Origin of the sequence: uncultured Luteimonas sp., from assembly GCF_947492465.1 — a bacterium.
Classification (GTDB): Bacteria; Pseudomonadota; Gammaproteobacteria; order Xanthomonadales; family Xanthomonadaceae; genus Luteimonas.
In genome coordinates this window covers 84,756-98,891 of the sequence record NZ_CANLNF010000001.1, presented here as the reverse complement: position 1 = coordinate 98,891, position 14,136 = coordinate 84,756, and the positions used below count along the sequence as shown (strand labels likewise).

Below are 14,136 nucleotides of genomic sequence, written 5' to 3'. Positions count from 1 at the left end.
GGGCCGTCGCACCCCCGGTGGTAGCATGTCCGGCCCCTGGACCACCCCCGCACGGTCCGCATACCGCCTGATGATCCGACTGTTCGGCCGCAAGAAACCAGACTCCGAAACCGCCGGCGACGAGCGCGGCAAGGCCGGCCCGGGCGAGCGCAGGGGCGGCTACAGCATCGAGGAACTGGCGGCCGCGTTCCCGGGCGCCGCACCGGCGCAGGCGGAACCGGAGCCCGTACCCGCGCAGCCCGCTCCGGCCCCCGAACCGGAACCAGCCGCGCCGCCTGCCGCGCCACCGGTGGAGGCCATCGACGATGCCGCCGCGCAGTCCGCGGCGACCGCTCCGGCCGCGGCCGAGCCGGTCGCAGCGCCCGCATCGGCACCGCCCGTGGCAAAGGACGCGCCGCCGGCGCCGACCCCTGTCGCGCCGCCGGCAGCGCCGGTGCAGCCACAACCGGCCATCGAACCCGCGCCTGCCGTGGACGCCGCCAGCGCCGCGCCCGCCGCGGCCGGCAGGAGCGGCTGGCGCGAGCGCCTGCGCGGCAGCGTGTTCGCGCGCAGCGTGGGCGGGCTGTTCTCGCGCAACCCCAAGCTCGACGACGACCTGCTCGACGAGATCGAGACCGCGCTGCTCACCGCCGACGTCGGCGTCTCCGCGACCACCGAACTGGTGGAAGGCCTGCGCCGGCGGATGAAGGCCCGCGAATTCGCCGATGCCAAGGCGCTGCTGACCGCGCTGCGCGGCGACCTGGTGGCCATGCTGCAGCCGATCGCGCGTCCGCTGCAGATCGACCCGCAGGCACGTCCGTTCGTGGTGCTGACCGTCGGCGTCAACGGCGTCGGCAAGACCACCACCATCGGCAAGCTCGCGCGGCGCTTCCGCGACGAGGGCCGCAGCCTGATGCTGGCCGCCGGCGATACCTTCCGCGCCGCCGCCGTGGCGCAGCTGCAGGCCTGGGGCGAGCGCAACGGGGTGGCGGTGATCGCGCAGGGCCAGGACGCCGATCCGGCCTCGGTCGCGTTCGACGCGCTGCAGGCGGCGAAATCGCGCGGCAGCGAAGTGCTGATCGCCGATACCGCCGGCCGCCTGCACACCCAGCAGGGGCTGATGGCCGAACTGGGCAAGATCCGCCGGGTACTGGGCAAGATCGATCCGAGCGCACCGCACGAGGTGCTGATGGTGATCGACGGCACCACGGGCCAGAACGCGCTGTCGCAGCTGCGCCAGTTCCACGCGGCGGTGAACGTCACCGGCCTGGTCGTCACCAAGCTCGACGGCACGGCCAAGGGCGGCGTGGTGTTCGCACTGGCGCGCGAGTTCGGCATCCCGATCCGCTTCGCCGGCATCGGCGAGCGACCCGAGGACCTGCGCGTGTTCGACGCCGAAGCCTTCGTCGACGCGCTGCTGCCCGAAAGCCTCGGGTGAGCGCGCCTGCGCGCCAGGCCCGGCCGCCGCGGGCGCGCCGGCGCTGGCGGCGGATCGTGCTGCTGCTGTGCGCGGTACCGCTGGCGCTGCTGCTCGCGCTGTGGCTGGCGCTGCCGCCCGAACGGGCGATCCCGATGGTGCTGGGGCAGCTGGGCGCATCGATGGGTCTGGAGATCGGCGCCGAGGGCGATGCGGCGACGCACCTGGGGCGGCAGCCGATGATCGTGGTGCGCAACCTGGTGGTGCGCGAACCGGGCGCGGCGCGGCCGCTGCTGCGCGCGCGACGGGCCGAGGTCGCGCTGCCGTGGCGCACGATCCGTGGCCTGGGCGATCCGCTGGAGCTGGTCCGCATCGAGCTCGATGCGCCCCGGCTCGACCTGCCCGCGCTGCGCCACTGGCTGGCATCGCGTCCGCCGGGCGACGGTCGCCTGCCCACGCTCAGCGAAGGCCTGCAGGTGCGCGAGGGCCGCATCGACGGCGACGGCTGGCGGGTCGAATCGCTGGCACTGGACATGCCGCAGCTGCGCGAGGACGCGCCGGTGCGCGCACGGGCCTCCGGGCGCTACGCCGATGCCGCCATGCGCGCGCCGTTCGACCTGGCCGCCACCCTGCAGCGGCCGGCGAGCGGGCGCGGCTTCGCGGTCGTGGGCGCCCTCGCGCCCGCACGCGCAGACTGGCGACTGCCGATGCAGGCCACGCTCTCGGGTGGGCTGCACTGGGACGACGCGCTGGCGCTGCTGCCGGCGCGCTTCGGCGCGAGTGGCCGCTACGAGTCCGGCGACACCGTCGTGCCCTTCATCGTGGGGCTGCACGGCCCGCTGCGCGCGCACGGCCCCGCGTGGAGCCTGGTGCCGGCGAGCCTGACGTTGCGCGGCGGCGGGCTGGTGCCGCAGCTCGATGCACGCGGCCGGCTCGCCCTCGGCCAGCGCCTGCTGCTGCGGCTCGACGGCCGCATCGCGCAGTGGCCCGCGCAATGGCCGGCGCTGCCGCCGCCGCTGGGGACCTCGACGCAGCCGCTGGCGCTGTCGGTCGACTATCTCGGTCCGCTGGACCTGGGCGCGCCGCTCGGGCTGCGCGTGGCGCGCGACGACCTGCGTTTCGACGGCCATCTCGACCTGCCCGGCCTGATGACCTGGGCCGGCACGCTTGACCAGGGTCCGCTGCTGCCCCCGGTCACCGGCCGGCTCGAGGCGAGCGCGATGGACATCTCCGGGGCGCGACTCGAAGGCATCCGTATCGAGTTCGAAGACGAGGCGACGCCGGCACCATGAACCCGGACACCGCGACCGGGCATCCGGCCGCCGACCGCTACGCCGCGCGGCTGCTGCAATGGTTCGACGTGGCCGGGCGCCACGACCTGCCCTGGCAGCATCCGCGCGCGCCCTACCGCGTCTGGCTGTCGGAGATCATGCTGCAGCAGACCCAGGTGCGCGTGGTGATCCCGTACTTCGAGCGCTTCGTCGCCGCGCTGCCGGACGTGCGCGCGCTGGCCGCGGCCACGCTCGACGAGGTGCTCGCGCTGTGGTCGGGCCTGGGCTACTACGCCCGCGCGCGCAACCTGCATGCGGCCGCGCAGCGCTGCGTCGAACTGCATGACGGCGAGCTCCCGCGCGATTTCGATGCGCTGCTGGCCCTGCCCGGCATCGGCCGCAGCACCGCCGGCGCGATCCTCTCGCAGGCCTGGGGCGACCGCGTCGCCATCCTCGACGGCAACGTCAAGCGCGTGCTGTGCCGGGTGCATGGCGTGGACGGCTGGCCGGGCCTGCCGGCCATCGAGAAGCGGCTGTGGACCATCGCCGATGGCCACCTGCCTGGCGTCCCCGACGGCCGCATGGCCGACTACACCCAGGCGCAGATGGATTTCGGCGCCACCTTGTGCACCCGCCACGATCCGGCCTGCATGCTGTGCCCGCTGCAGGACGACTGCGTGGCGCTGCGCGCGGGCCGCGTCGACGACCTGCCGACGCCGAAACCGGGCAAGCCGCTGCCCGAACGCCAGACCTTCGCCCTGCTGCTGCGCGACCCCGCAGGCCGGGTGCTGATGCAGCGGCGCCCGCCGACCGGCATCTGGGCCTCGCTGTGGTCGCTGCCCGAGCACGCGGAAGCCGACGCCGCGCGCGCCTGGTTCGAACGGCACGTGGGCGCCGGCTTCGATGGCGGCGAGGCGCTGGCGGCGATCGCGCACGGCTTCACCCACTTCCGCCTCAGCCTGCAGCCGATCGCCTGGAACAGCGTCTCGCTGCACGCCAGCGTGCGCGACGACGCGGACCTGCGCTGGCTGGCCCGCGAGGAGCTGGCCTTGCTCGGCATCCCGGCGCCGATCCGCAGCCTGCTCGAAGCCACGTTCGACCGGTAGCGGCGCGCTGCGTCTGCGCGGACCGCGTGCTCGGGCATCGTTCGGCGCAGGCTCCTACAATGGCGGCCGGCAATCCTTCCGAGCGCACGCCATGGCCCGCACCGTCTTCTGCAGCTACGAACAACGCGACACCGAGGGCCTGGATTTCGTGCCCTGGCCGGGCGAACTGGGCAAGCGCGTGTTCGCCAACGTCGGCAAGTCCGCCTGGGCCGCCTGGCTGGCGCACCAGACCATGCTGATCAACGAGAACCGTCTGTCCCCGCTCGACCCCAAGCACCGCGCCTTCCTCGAGGAGGAGATGCAGAAGTTCCTGTTCGGTGGCGGCGCGGAGAAGCCCGCGGGCTTCGTGCCGGAAGGCTGATCGCGCAAAGACGCCGGCTTCGCGACGACGGTCCCGCCAGGCCGCCGCCGCGAGGGCGTCAGGATCCGCTGTCCGCCTCGCGCTCCTGCACGCGCGCCTCGCGCAATTCCTTTTCCGAGGCGCGCAGCGCCTTGACGTCGAGCGGCCGGATCTCGCGGATATGGCAGGGCAGCTGCATCGAACCGGCACCGTGCGCGATCACCTTGTCGAAGCGCGCATGCACCTGGTTCATCTGGCTGGTCAGGCCGATGGCCGGCGCGAACTCCAGGTCCGGACACGGACCCTGCAGCGTCAGCAGCCACGCCTCCGACGGCCGCGTCCACACCACCAGCGCACTGTCGCCCAGCGGCGACCAGCCGTTGATGCTGCCGAAATAGCGGAAGCTCGAGACCGGCTCGCCGGCATGCGACTGGTAGAGCGCGCGCTTTTCCTCCGTGCGCAGCCCGCTGTCCGACGCGCATGCGGCCAGCGCCAGCGATGCCGCCAATGCGACAACCTTGAGTTTGCTGATGTCCATGGTGGGTCTCCCGCGGCGGACGCCGCCTGCTCATGGTCGGGGTCGCCATGATGCGCCCGCGTCCGCTGCGCGGGCATGGCCGGGCGCCCCCGGATTCAGCACCGGGTCGGGCGTCGCTCCGGCGCCGGAGCGGATGCGACAATGCCCGCATGCATCCCCTGCGCAGTCGGCATGACGTCCATTCCCGGTGATTCCCGCTTCGGTACCGTCATCATCGGCGGCGGCGCCGCCGGCACCCTGGTCGCGATCCGGCTGCTGATGGACGAACGCGGCGCCGGCCCGGTCGCGATCGTCGAACCCGATGCGGTGCTGGCGCGCGGGGCGGCCTATTCCACCGGTCGCGGCGAACACCTGCTCAACGTCGTCGCCGGCCGCATGAGCGCGATCGGCGAACAGCCCGGCCATTTCGTGCAGTTCCTTGCCCGGGACGGCGCCGGCGACGAGGCAGGCCTGGGCGACCGCTTCGCCCGACGCCGCGACTATGGCCGCTACCTGCGCCACGCGCTGGCATCGCTGCCGGCACAGCGCACGCCCGTGCACCTGCGCGAGCGCGCCGTCGACATCGAGCGCGACGCGTCAGGCTTCCGCGTGCATCTCGCCTCGGGCGCCAGCGTGACCGCGCAACACGTGGTGCTCGCCATCGGCAACGCGCCGCGCCCCCTGCCCGCCTACCTGGTCCATCCGGGCATGCGCCTGGCCGAGGCGTGGGACTACGACGCCGTGCAGGGCATCGAACCCGACGCCGCGGTCTGCATCCTGGGTTCCGGCCTGAGCATGGTCGACGCCGCGCTGAGCCTCGACGCCGCCGGCCATCGTGGCCCGATCCACGTGCTCTCGCGCCACGGCCTGATGCCGCTGCCGCACGCCGCCACCGGCCCGCAGCATGGCGAAGGCGTGGACGACCTGCTGCCGCTGGGCGTGCGGGCGCGCTGGCGCGTGCTGCGCCGCCGGGTGGCCGCCGCCGTGGCGTCCGGCGAACCCTGGCAGTGGAGCTTCGACCGCCTGCGCCACCACGGCCAGGCACTGTGGCAGTCGCTCGACGATCGCCAGCGGCGCCGCTTCCTGCGCCACGCGGTGCGCTACTGGGACATCCACCGCCACCGCATCGCCCCGCAGGTGGCCGCCACCCTCGACGCACTGCGCGTCCGCGGCCAGTTGCGGGTCACGGCCGGCCGGCTGTGCTCGATCACCGCCGACCCGGGCGGCGGCAGCCACGTGCATTTCCGCCCGCGCCATGCCTGTCGCGAGCACATGCTGCGCGCGGACTGGATCGTCAACGCCACCGGCGTGGAAACCAATATCGACCTGCGCCCCGGCGCGCTGCTGGCCGCGCTGCGCGAACGCGGCCTGGTGCTGCCCGGCCCGCAGGGACTGGGCGTGGCCAGCAGCGGCATCGGCCACGTCATCGGCGGACGCGGCCGCCCGGACCCGGCGCTGTACGTGCTGGGCGCGCTGCGCATCGGCGACCTGTGGGAAAGCATCGCCATCCCCGAGCTGCGCGAGCAGGCGCGGCAGATCGCCGACGACATCCTGGCTGCCCGGACCCGGCCGCACTGAGCGCGGCGGGGCGCGAAGCCGCGATGGCAGCGCGCACGCGCGCAGGGCTGCAGTCAGCCGCAGGTGGCAATGACCACCGAGGTGCCGCCACCCATCGGCACCAGCACCGCCGTCGGGCGGCCGGTCTCCACGTAACGGCGCGAGGCCATCGTATGGGCTTCCTCGATCGCCTGCAGCTTGGTCGGCCGGTACAGCGCCTGGGCCTCGGCAACGCCCTGGCCGCGCACCCGCCAGCCATCCGCGGAGGCTTCGATCTCGATCAGTTCGCGAATCATGGTCCGACACCTTCAAGAAAAAGGTGCCCCGGCTGGTTCGGCATTCTCCGGCCTAACCCGCGTCCCTGCAGCGCCATACTCCGATGCGCGCTGCCGGGGCGGAGACAAGCTTGCGCCACCGGTCACGCTTTCGCCGTCAGGCGGGCACCCGTCGGCGTGTAGGAAAAGTCTGACCCTGCGGCAGCCAGCGCGGACCCGGCCGATCGGGTGCCGGTATCCGGACGCAAAAAAAAGGTTCATCGCTGAATACCGGGGAAGGCTGCGCGGATCTTCAGGAAGAAATACTCCTGGTCGCGGTACCCGTAGGCGCGGCGTTTGATGACCTTGATGGTGTTGTTGATGCCTTCGACAATGCTGGTGTTGAGCCGATGCCGGCAGCGCGACAGGATTCCGTGGAGGTAGGCCTTGAGCTTGGTCGCGAAGTGGGCCAGTGGCGCGATGCCGCTGCCCTGGGCCTGTTCCAGCCAGTGGTCCCATGCCTTCCTGGCCCAGGAGGGGTGGCGGTAGAACCAGAGCCGCTTGAGCTCATCGCGCATGAGGTAGGCGGTGAGCAGTGGCTGGTTGGCTTCCAGCAGCTCGTCCAGCTTCACCGACTGGTGCCGATCCAGGTTCTCGCGATTGCGCAGCAGCAGCCAACGACTGGATTTGATCACCCGGCGGGCGGGCTTGTCGTGGCGCAGCTGGTTGGCCTGGTCGACCCGCACCCGGTCGATCACTTCGCGGCCGTACTTGGCCACCACATGGAACAGGTCGTAGACGACTTCGGCATTAGGACAGTTGGCCTTGATCTCCAGCTCGTAGGCGGTGGTCATGTCGATCGCGACAGCCCGGATCTGCGCGGCAACGCCGGCGGGAAGCTGCTCGAAGAAAGCACGCGCGGTCTCGCGGGAACGGCCATTGCCGACCCATAGCACCTGGCCGCGGACCGGATCGACCACCACCGTGGCGTAGCGGTGGCCCTTGTGCAGGGCGAACTCATCCATCGCCAGGTAATGGATCCGGCTCCAATCCGGCGCCCGGACAGCTTGGCGCAGTTGGGCCTTGTCCAGTGCCTTGACGGTGTGCCAGCCCAGCTGGAAGAAGCGGGCAACGGCCACGATGTTGCTGGAGGCAAGCAGCTGGCTGACTGCTTCGGCCAGCCGGTCGGTGACCCGCTGGTAGCGCCCCAGCCAACTGAGCTTCTCCAGCCGCGGGCCGCCACACTGGACGCACCAGACGCGTCGGCGAGGCACCGCCAGCACGACGCGAAACGCCATCAGCGGCAGATCCCGGACCCGGCGCACCGTGGTCTCGTGGACCTGCCGGCACCGGCTGCCGCAGTGCGCGCAGGACATCGCACGGGACGACGGCGTGAGATGGATCGTGACTGTCCGGCTCTCGCCTTGGGGCCACTCGATCCGCTCGACCCGGTAGCCTTCCCAGCCCCCAAGCTTCTCGATGGTCTTGCGGTCGAACATCGGCATATCCCTGAGCCCTTGGAAATCAGGCCTCAAGCGTAACGGCAGCCGCGAAAGACTCCCCCGGTGATCTGCGAAGAACCAAAAAAAAACCGCCCTTCGGGCGGTTCCTCGTGCTTCTGCAAATGGTGGCCGGGGAGGGAATCGAACCCCCGACACGGGGATTTTCAATCCCCTGCTCTACCAACTGAGCTACCCGGCCACGCGCTCCGGCGCTGGGCCGTGCGAGCCGCGCATGATACGGGCGAGCGCTCCGTCGGGCAAGCCGGGGGACGCATTCCATGCACCCGACCGCCCTCGGGCCGGCCTGGCGGCGGACCGGCCGACCGCTTCCGTACGTCGTAGTATCCTCCCGCTGTCCGTGACGACACACATGGGGTCGCGATGAAGCTTGGATGGCGTGTGCCGGCAATGCTGCTGGCGGTGTTCCTGGTGGGGTGTTCGAGCAGCGGCGTGCCGCGGCGGATCTCGGAGCCGGCCGCCAGCCTGCAGCAGCTGACGGTGCAAGCCGACGGCCGCTGGTCGATCGAACTGCGGCTGCAGAACTACAGCAGCATCCCGATGCGCTTCGAGGCGGTATCGCTGGCGCTCACCGTCGAGGAACAGGCGGCCGGCACGCTGGCCGCGCAGCCGGCGCTGACCATCGGCCCCGAATCAGCCGACGTGATCACGGTGCCGTTCGATCCCTCGCCCGATGCGCGCCTGCTGCTGGCCGGCCGGCTGGCCGACGGCCGCGGCGTGCAGTACCGCATCGAGGGCACGATCGACGCCGCGCCCACCGACCGCGGCAAGGTCCGCGACTACGAGATCAAGCGCGACAGCCGGCTCAGCCCGGTGCCCGGCGTGCCGGGCGTGTTGCGCTGACGCCCCGATTCCAGACTGACGAGCCTTTGCGATGAGCAGCTACTCCGCGCCCCTGCGCGACATCCGCTTCACCCTGTTCGACCTGCTGGACGTCGAGTCCAGCTTCGCCCGGCTCGGCTTCGAGGAGGCCGGGCGCGACCTCATCGACCCGATGCTGGACGAGGCCGCGCGCTTCAGCGGTACCGTGCTGGCGCCGCTGAACAAGGCCGGCGACGAACACGGCGTGCACTACGACAAGGACAGCGGCAGCGTCACCACCGCGCCCGGCTTCGCCGAGGCCTACCGGCAGTTCACCGAGGGCGGCTGGAGCGGACTGTCGGCGCCGGCCGAGTTCGGCGGCATGGGCCTGCCGCACGTGGTCGGCATGCCGCTGGAGGAGATGATCAACTCCGCCAACCTGGCCTGGGGCAACTTCCCGCTGCTCTCGCATGGCGCGGCCAACGCGCTGCAGCACCACGGCGAGGCCTGGCTGCAGCAGGTGTTCCTGGAGAAGCTGGTCACCGGCGAATGGACCGGCACCATGTGCCTGACCGAGCCGCACTGCGGCACCGACCTGGGCCTGCTCAAGACCCGCGCCGAACCGGTCGCCGACGGCGCCTACGCGATCAGCGGCACCAAGATCTTCATCACCGCCGGCGAGCACGACCTCACCCCCAACATCATCCACCTGGTGCTCGCGCGCCTGCCCGATGCCCCCGCGGGCAGCAAGGGTATCTCGCTGTTCGTGGTGCCCAAGTTCAAGGTCGGCCGCGACGGCGCCATGGGCGAGCGCAACGCGGTGCGCTGCGGCGCGGTCGAGCACAAGATGGGCATCCATGGCTCGGCCACCTGCGTGATGAACTTCGACGGCGCGCAGGGCTGGCTGGTGGGCCAGCCGCATCGCGGCCTGATGGCGATGTTCACCATGATGAATACCGCGCGCCTGGGCGTCGGCCTGCAGGGCCTGGGCCTGGCCGAGCGCGCCCTGCAGAACGCGCTGCGCTATTCGCGCGAACGCCTGCAGTCGCGGGCGCTGTCGGGGCCGAAGTATCCGGAGCGCCCGGCCGACCCGATCATCGTGCAGCCCGACGTGCGGCGCATGCTGCTCACCTGCAAGGCGCTGGTGGAAGGCGGCCGCGCGCTCGGCTACCACGCCGGCCTGCAGGTGGACCTGGCCGCGCACGCCGGCAGCGAGGACGAGCGCAGGCAGGCCGACGAACTGCTTGGCTTCCTCACCCCCATCGTCAAGGGCTGCCTGACCGAATGGGGCGTGGAGTGCACCTACCACGCGCTGCAGTGCTTCGGCGGCCACGGCTACATCGCCGAACACGGCATGGAGCAGCTGGCCCGCGATGCGCGCATCACCACTCTGTACGAGGGCACCACCGGCATCCAGGCGCTGGACCTGATGGGCCGCAAGACCATGCAGCTGCACGGCGCGGGGCTGAAGGCGTTCCTGGGCCTGGTGCAGGTGTTCTGCGAGCAGCAGGTGGGCAACCCGGCGATGGCCGAGTTCATCGGCCCGCTGATGGAAAAGGCGCAGGAGTGGCAGGCGCTGACGATGGCGATCGCCAAGCGCGCGGCGGCCAACCCGGAGGAGATCGGCGCCGCCGCGCACGACTACCTGTTCTACTCGGGCTACGTGGCCCTGGCCTACTGGTGGGCACGCAGCGTCGCCGCAGCCGACGCCTCCTCGCAGCCGCAGGCGTTCAAGGACGCCAAGCGCGAGACCGCGCGCTTCTACTACGCCCGCCTGCTGCCGCGCACGCTGGCCCACAAGGCCGCGATCGACAGCGGCCCGGCGCCGCTGCTGGCGCTGGACGAGGCGGCGTTCGACGCCTGATCGAGACGCGCCGGCGCAGGCCGGCGCGCTTCTGGCGCACTGCGTTTCACACCTCGATCGACGCGCGCCGGTGATCGGCTGGTAGCTCACAGCGCCAACCCACCAAGAGCACCATGTGTAACGCATGGTTGACCACCGTGCTCAACGGGCGCACCGGCAGCGCGGTGGCGGTCTGGTAGAACGATCATCGCTGGAACGACCATCCCATCGGCTCCAGCAACAGGTATTGCATGAGCGGTAGACCGACCGGCGAGAATGTTCGCACCCGCGGAGTTGCCCACAAGGGAAATCTCACATCTCAGGGCTGACGTCCTCCCCGAAGGCGCCCCTGCGTAATCAGACCGTCAGGAGCAAAGAGGAAGAAGCCGTCCTTCTGGCGGCGTTACCTCAGGGACTTTTGCCGTAGTCAGTTCACGCGCTGTCCGTGCCACCTGAAGCAGCGCAGCAATTTTCTTCAACGCGGTCAAAAGTATCTGCAAGTTGCAGCGTTGCAGCTTCCAACCCCCCGGCAGCGCACAAAGAAGCGAGACCGTCGCATCTCGCAGCGCCAGCATTGATGATGTCTGCGCGAGGTCTGGCGAAATTCTCGCCACCCAACAGGAGCGACGGACATCTGTTGTCCTTCAAACTTCCGTCGGTGCGATTCAATGGGCGACGCTTGCCGTTCGGGGCTTTAGCGATGCCCTCTCGCGCCCTACCCCGATGCCAGCCGCGTCGCCGTTATAGTGCAGTTTCCCCCCCGCTTCCGGATGCCGCATGGGTCCGTTTCGACCGGCCGTGCCCCGCCTCGCCACACGGCTGGCCCTGCTGGCGCTGTCCGCCCTGCTGGCCGGCTGTGGCGCTAGCGATGCCCCTTCCGCCGGGCCGGATGCCGAACGGCCGCTGCTGGTCTTCGCCGCGGCCAGCCTGAAGGAGTCGATGGACGAGGCGGCCGCTGCCTATACGGCCGGCGGCGGTGCGCCGGTACAGGTGGCCTATGCGGGCAGTCCTGCGCTGGCGCGGCAGATCGAGCAGGGGGCGCCGGCCGACGTGTTCGTCTCGGCCGATGGCGACTGGATGGACTGGCTGGACGCGCGCGGGCTGGTGGATGCGGGGTCGCGCCGCGACCTGCTGGGCAACGCCCTGGTGCTGGTGGCGCCGGCTGCCTCGGATGCAGCGCCACTGGCGCTGGCGCCTGGCACCGACCTGCTGCCGCTGCTGGGCGCAGACGGCCGCCTGGCGCTGGCGATGACCGCCAGCGTGCCGGCCGGCAGGTACGCCCGGGCCGGCCTGGAATCGCTGGGCCTGTGGCAGGCGCTGCAGCCGCGCGTGGCCGAGGCCGAGAACGTGCGCGCGGCGCTGCTGCTGGTGGCGCGCGGCGAGGCGCCGCTGGGCGTGGTGTACGCCAGCGATGCGCGGGCCGAGCCGCGGGTGAAGGTGCTGGCCACCTTCCCGGCAGGCGCGCATCCGCCGATCGTGTACCCGGTGGCGCGGGTGCAGGCAGGCACGCATCCGCAGGCGGCCGCCTTCCTGGGCTGGCTGGGGTCGGACGAGGCGACGGCGCTGTTCGCGCGCCACGGCTTCGATCCGCACTGAGCGCCGGCCATGTTCAGCCCCGAGGAAGCCACGGCGATCGCGCTGAGCCTGAAGGTGGCGGTGGCCGCGTCGCTGGCCAGCCTGCCGCCGGGCGTCGCGGTGGCGTGGCTGCTGGCGCGGTGCCGCTTCCTGGGCAAGGGCCTGCTCGATGCGCTGGTGCACCTGCCTCTGGTGCTGCCGCCGGTGGTGGTGGGCTATGCGCTGCTGGTGGCGTTCGGCCACGGCGGGCCGCTGGGCCGGCTGCTGTCCGAGCACTTCGGCATCACCCTGGCGTTCCGCTGGACGGGCGCGGCGCTGGCCAGCGCGATCATGGGCTTCCCGCTGATGGTGCGGGCGATCCGGCTGGCGATCGAATCGGTGGACCGGCGGCTGGAGCGCGCCGCGTCCACGCTGGGCGCCAGCCCGCTGCGGGTGTTCTTCACCATCACCCTGCCGCTGGCCTGGCCGGGGCTGGTGGCGGGCGCGGTGCTGGCCTTCGCCAAGGCGCTGGGGGAGTTCGGCGCCACCATCACCTTCGTCTCCAGCATCCCGGGGCAGACGCGCACGCTGTCGTCCGAGATCTACGGGCTGATGCAGGTGCCCGGCGGCGAGGCCGGCATCTGGCGGCTGGCGCTGGTGGCGGTGGCGATCTCGCTGGCGGCGCTGCTGGCCTCGGAATGGCTGGTGCGCCGCGGCCGTCGCGAGGAGCACGACTGATGCTCGAGATCGACGTGCAGCTGCGCCGCGGCGGCTTCCGTCGCCACGTGCGCATCGTCGAGGACGCGCGCGTGCTGGCGCTCACCGGTCCGTCCGGCGCCGGCAAGACCTCGGTCCTCAACGCCATCGCCGGGCTGCTGCGGCCCGAATCGGGGCGCATCGCGATCGACGGGCGGGCGCTGTTCGACAGCGCCGCGCGCATCGACGTGCCCACGCACCGGCGCCGCATCGGCTACGTGTTCCAGGACGCGCGCCTGTTCCCGCACCGCGACGTGCGCGGCAACCTGCTGTACGGGCGCCATGCCGTGCGCGGCCAGGCGGCCGCCTTCGAACTCGACGCGGTGGTCGACCTGCTGGGCATCGCCCCGCTGCTCCGGCGGCGCCCGGCCAACCTGTCCGGCGGCGAGGCGCAGCGCGTGGCGATCGGGCGGGCGCTGCTGTCGCAGCCGGCGATCCTGCTGTTCGACGAGCCGCTGTCGGCGCTCGACCAGGCCCGGCGCGAGGAGCTGATCCCCTGGCTGCAGCGGGTGCGCGACGAGGTGCGCCTGCCGATGGTCTACGTCAGCCACACCGAGGACGACGTGCGCCGCATCGCCGAGGCGGTGCACGTGCTGGCTTGAGCACGCGGCGTTAGCGCGGGGTTCGGCATCCTCGTCGCCATCACCGATCCGCGAGGCGCCGATGAAGCCGGTTCGCAAGCACGCATTTCCCGTCGACAAGGCCCGCCACTTTCTCGAACCCGGGCCGGTGCTGCTGTTGTGCACGCAATGGAAGGACGAACGCGCGATCATGACCCTGGGCTGGCACATGATGCTGGGCTACGACCTGGTGGGCACCTACCTCTGGGACGCCAACCGCAGCCACGCGCTGGCCAAGCGCAGCCGCGAATGCACGCTCAACCTGCCCACCGCAGCGCTGCTCGACACGGTGGTGCGCATCGGCAACTGTTCCAGCCGCGAGGGCGACAAGTTCGAGCGCTTCGGGCTGGATGCGGAAGCGTCCCGCGAGGTGGCGGCGCCGTCGATCGGGCAGTGCCACGCCAGCTTCGAATGCCGCCTGCACGAGACCCGCCTCACCCGCGAATACCCGCTGTTCGTGTGGCGCATCGTGCATGCGCGCGCGGCGCGCTCGCCGAAGTGGCCGCGCACGGTGCACTACCGCGGCGATGGGCGCTTCATGTGCTCGGGCGACGAGGTCTCGCGGCGCCGGCTGTTCCGCCCGGACATGCTGGCGCAATGA

14 protein-coding genes and 1 tRNA gene are annotated in these 14,136 nt (G+C 71.6%); 11 read left to right on the top strand and 4 right to left on the bottom strand.

The annotated features are described in order from the left end of the window. Positions 1 to 70 precede the first annotated feature (70 nt). The 4 genes from ftsY to Q0863_RS00430 all read left to right on the top strand — a co-directional run bounded on the left by ftsY (position 71) and on the right by Q0863_RS00430 (position 4,134). Entirely contained in the window at positions 71 to 1,417 is a 1,347-nt protein-coding gene (ftsY, locus tag Q0863_RS00445; RefSeq protein ID WP_298573595.1) for a signal recognition particle-docking protein FtsY, read from the top strand. After that, complete coding sequence (locus Q0863_RS00440; RefSeq protein ID WP_298573594.1) at positions 1,414 to 2,688, top strand: hypothetical protein; 1,275 nt, start codon at positions 1,414 to 1,416, stop codon at positions 2,686 to 2,688. Before ftsY ends, Q0863_RS00440 begins: the two co-directional genes overlap by 4 nt. Then, the gene (mutY, locus tag Q0863_RS00435) at positions 2,685 to 3,773 is read left to right on the top strand and encodes an A/G-specific adenine glycosylase (RefSeq protein ID WP_298573593.1); all 1,089 of its coding nucleotides are present in this window, start codon (positions 2,685 to 2,687) and stop codon (positions 3,771 to 3,773) included. Before Q0863_RS00440 ends, mutY begins: the two co-directional genes overlap by 4 nt. Positions 3,774 to 3,864: 91 nt before the next feature. Next, positions 3,865 to 4,134, top strand: a complete 270-nt coding sequence (locus Q0863_RS00430) for an oxidative damage protection protein (protein ID WP_298573592.1) — start codon at positions 3,865 to 3,867, stop codon at positions 4,132 to 4,134. A 58-nt stretch (positions 4,135 to 4,192) separates the two neighbouring features. On the opposite strand, the gene Q0863_RS00425 is transcribed toward Q0863_RS00430, so the two are convergent. Beyond that, complete coding sequence (locus tag Q0863_RS00425; RefSeq protein ID WP_298573591.1) at positions 4,193 to 4,651, bottom strand: DUF6491 family protein; 459 nt, start codon at positions 4,649 to 4,651, stop codon at positions 4,193 to 4,195. Positions 4,652 to 4,822: 171 nt separating this feature from the next. On the opposite strand from Q0863_RS00425, the gene Q0863_RS00420 reads away from it, so the two are divergent. Further along, entirely contained in the window at positions 4,823 to 6,208 is a 1,386-nt protein-coding gene (locus tag Q0863_RS00420) for an FAD/NAD(P)-binding protein (RefSeq protein WP_298573590.1), read from the top strand. Between the two features lie 53 nt (positions 6,209 to 6,261). Here Q0863_RS00420 and Q0863_RS00415 read toward each other — a convergent pair whose 3' ends face one another. From Q0863_RS00415 to Q0863_RS00405, 3 genes are all read right to left on the bottom strand, one after another. Further along, positions 6,262 to 6,483, bottom strand: coding sequence for a DUF2188 domain-containing protein (locus tag Q0863_RS00415; RefSeq protein ID WP_298573589.1), 222 nt, complete (start codon positions 6,481 to 6,483; stop codon positions 6,262 to 6,264). A 236-nt stretch (positions 6,484 to 6,719) separates the two neighbouring features. Further along, positions 6,720 to 7,940 carry an ISL3 family transposase gene (locus tag Q0863_RS00410; protein WP_298573588.1) on the bottom strand — a complete coding sequence of 407 codons (1,221 nt, stop codon included), beginning with the start codon at positions 7,938 to 7,940 and terminating at the stop codon, positions 6,720 to 6,722. A 126-nt stretch (positions 7,941 to 8,066) separates the two neighbouring features. After that, positions 8,067 to 8,142 (bottom strand) — tRNA-Phe (locus tag Q0863_RS00405). 182 nt (positions 8,143 to 8,324) lie between these two features. Here Q0863_RS00405 and Q0863_RS00400 point away from each other — a divergent pair. The 6 genes from Q0863_RS00400 (at position 8,325) to Q0863_RS00375 (ending at position 14,136) form a co-directional block, all read left to right on the top strand. Beyond that, positions 8,325 to 8,804 (top strand): LEA type 2 family protein, encoded by a 480-nt coding sequence (locus Q0863_RS00400; RefSeq protein ID WP_298573587.1) that lies wholly within the window; start codon positions 8,325 to 8,327, stop codon positions 8,802 to 8,804. Between the two features lie 31 nt (positions 8,805 to 8,835). Further along, the gene (locus Q0863_RS00395; protein ID WP_298573586.1) at positions 8,836 to 10,626 is read left to right on the top strand and encodes an acyl-CoA dehydrogenase C-terminal domain-containing protein; all 1,791 of its coding nucleotides are present in this window, start codon (positions 8,836 to 8,838) and stop codon (positions 10,624 to 10,626) included. Between the two features lie 756 nt (positions 10,627 to 11,382). Next, positions 11,383 to 12,201, top strand: coding sequence for a molybdate ABC transporter substrate-binding protein (gene modA, locus Q0863_RS00390; protein WP_298573585.1), 819 nt, complete (start codon positions 11,383 to 11,385; stop codon positions 12,199 to 12,201). A 9-nt stretch (positions 12,202 to 12,210) separates the two neighbouring features. Beyond that, positions 12,211 to 12,897 (top strand): molybdate ABC transporter permease subunit, encoded by a 687-nt coding sequence (modB, locus tag Q0863_RS00385; protein WP_298573584.1) that lies wholly within the window; start codon positions 12,211 to 12,213, stop codon positions 12,895 to 12,897. Continuing rightward, on the top strand, positions 12,897 to 13,517 hold the full coding sequence (locus Q0863_RS00380) for an ATP-binding cassette domain-containing protein (protein WP_298573583.1): 621 nt from the start codon (positions 12,897 to 12,899) through the stop codon (positions 13,515 to 13,517). Before modB ends, Q0863_RS00380 begins: the two co-directional genes overlap by 1 nt. 61 nt (positions 13,518 to 13,578) lie before the next feature. Further along, positions 13,579 to 14,136, top strand: a complete 558-nt coding sequence (locus Q0863_RS00375) for a flavin reductase family protein (protein ID WP_298573582.1) — start codon at positions 13,579 to 13,581, stop codon at positions 14,134 to 14,136.

Excerpts from the sequence above, each read along its gene's own strand:
- Q0863_RS00400 (WP_298573587.1), top strand. The coding sequence starts at position 8,325 with ATGAAGCTTGGATGGCGTGTGCCGGCAATGCTGCTGGCGGTGTTCCTG.
- Q0863_RS00375 (WP_298573582.1), top strand. The coding sequence starts at position 13,579 with ATGAAGCCGGTTCGCAAGCACGCATTTCCCGTCGACAAGGCCCGCCAC.
- modA (WP_298573585.1), top strand. The coding sequence starts at position 11,383 with ATGGGTCCGTTTCGACCGGCCGTGCCCCGCCTCGCCACACGGCTGGCC.
- Q0863_RS00415 (WP_298573589.1), bottom strand. The coding sequence starts at position 6,483 with ATGATTCGCGAACTGATCGAGATCGAAGCCTCCGCGGATGGCTGGCGG.
- Q0863_RS00395 (WP_298573586.1), top strand. The coding sequence starts at position 8,836 with ATGAGCAGCTACTCCGCGCCCCTGCGCGACATCCGCTTCACCCTGTTC.
- ftsY (WP_298573595.1), top strand. The coding sequence starts at position 71 with ATGATCCGACTGTTCGGCCGCAAGAAACCAGACTCCGAAACCGCCGGC.
- modB (WP_298573584.1), top strand. The coding sequence starts at position 12,211 with ATGTTCAGCCCCGAGGAAGCCACGGCGATCGCGCTGAGCCTGAAGGTG.
- Q0863_RS00425 (WP_298573591.1), bottom strand. The coding sequence starts at position 4,651 with ATGGACATCAGCAAACTCAAGGTTGTCGCATTGGCGGCATCGCTGGCG.
- Q0863_RS00410 (WP_298573588.1), bottom strand. The coding sequence starts at position 7,940 with ATGTTCGACCGCAAGACCATCGAGAAGCTTGGGGGCTGGGAAGGCTAC.
- Q0863_RS00420 (WP_298573590.1), top strand. The coding sequence starts at position 4,823 with ATGACGTCCATTCCCGGTGATTCCCGCTTCGGTACCGTCATCATCGGC.
- Q0863_RS00430 (WP_298573592.1), top strand. The coding sequence starts at position 3,865 with ATGGCCCGCACCGTCTTCTGCAGCTACGAACAACGCGACACCGAGGGC.
- Q0863_RS00380 (WP_298573583.1), top strand. The coding sequence starts at position 12,897 with ATGCTCGAGATCGACGTGCAGCTGCGCCGCGGCGGCTTCCGTCGCCAC.
- mutY (WP_298573593.1), top strand. The coding sequence starts at position 2,685 with ATGAACCCGGACACCGCGACCGGGCATCCGGCCGCCGACCGCTACGCC.